Origin of the sequence: Bartonella rattimassiliensis 15908, from assembly GCF_000278215.1 — a bacterium.
Classification (GTDB): domain Bacteria; phylum Pseudomonadota; class Alphaproteobacteria; order Rhizobiales; family Rhizobiaceae; genus Bartonella; species Bartonella rattimassiliensis.
On the sequence record NZ_JH725064.1, the window covers coordinates 629,428 to 630,318 of the forward strand.

The 891-nt window shown below is 29.9% G+C and carries 3 protein-coding genes; 1 reads left to right on the forward strand and 2 read right to left on the reverse strand.

The window, feature by feature from the left end; translation table 11 throughout:
* Positions 1–97: 97 nt before the first annotated feature.
* Both MCY_RS02700 and MCY_RS02705 read right to left on the reverse strand, forming a co-directional pair.
* Positions 98–370: an addiction module antidote protein gene (locus MCY_RS02700; RefSeq protein WP_007346832.1), complete on the reverse strand. Its 273-nt coding sequence runs from the start codon at positions 368–370 to the stop codon at positions 98–100.
* Positions 351–659: a type II toxin-antitoxin system RelE/ParE family toxin gene (locus MCY_RS02705; protein ID WP_007346833.1), complete on the reverse strand. Its 309-nt coding sequence runs from the start codon at positions 657–659 to the stop codon at positions 351–353. Before MCY_RS02705 ends, MCY_RS02700 begins: the two co-directional genes overlap by 20 nt.
* A 137-nt stretch (positions 660–796) precedes the next feature.
* Between MCY_RS02705 and MCY_RS10295 the strand changes: the two genes are divergently transcribed.
* The coding region (locus MCY_RS10295) for a single-stranded DNA-binding protein (protein WP_040296486.1) at positions 797–891 on the forward strand (95 nt) is incomplete at its 3' end.

Below are 891 nucleotides of genomic sequence, written 5' to 3' on the forward strand. Positions count from 1 at the left end.
TCGAAAGTAGACGAACATCTCTTTATTACACAATACGTGCAAATAGGCAAGCCATTTAGTAAAATAAAAATGAGATTCATTCTTTAGATTCAGTAGGTTATTTTAAACTGATTTGTAAATTTAAAGCATCCAAAACACTAAAGAAAGTAGAAAGCCGTGGGTCACCTTTTTTACTTAAAGAGCGATAAAGAGACTCACGATTTAACCCTGTTTCATGAGAAATTGCAGTCATTCCCCGTTTACGTGCAATAATTCCTAATACATGCGAAATATAACCACTATTTTTAGTTTCTAAAGCATCTTGTAATAATTCTTTAAAATCTTCAGTGGTTTTAAAAAATTCACTAGCATCAAATGGTGTTATTTTCATTGTTAATCTCTTTTACTAATTGAAGGGCTCTTTCGATATCCTTTTGTTGGGTTGATTTATTGCCTGCGTTTAATAATAAAATAATCTCTTTTTCTCTTTTTACAAAATAAATTCGGTAGCCAGCACCATAGTGGATGCGTAACTCACCTATGCCATTGAAGAACTTAACATCACCCAAAAGGCCATATTCAAGACGCAAAATACGCATAGCAATCTTCTTTTGCGCTTGTTTGTCTCTTAAAGAATTTAACCATTTAGTGAAGTATATTGTTTTCTTAATAATAAACATATGTAGTTTATAAACAACGAAATAAATAATGTAAATTTTAATCTTTATATGAAAAAATCTTTTTTATCAATTGAAAATATTGTGAAAATATTTAAATCATGTTATGGTCTTTACATCATTTAATGGAACTTACAAATATGCTTAATAAAGTGATTTTAATTGGTCATTTAGGTGCCAATCCAGAAAGCAAAACAATGTCATCTGGTGCTGAAGTGGTCAATTTTCGTATAGC

Coding starts and splice junctions, on each gene's coding strand:
- MCY_RS02700 (WP_007346832.1), bottom strand. CDS start 370: ATGAAAATAACACCATTTGATGCTAGTGAATTTTTTAAAACCACTGAA.
- MCY_RS02705 (WP_007346833.1), bottom strand. CDS start 659: ATGTTTATTATTAAGAAAACAATATACTTCACTAAATGGTTAAATTCT.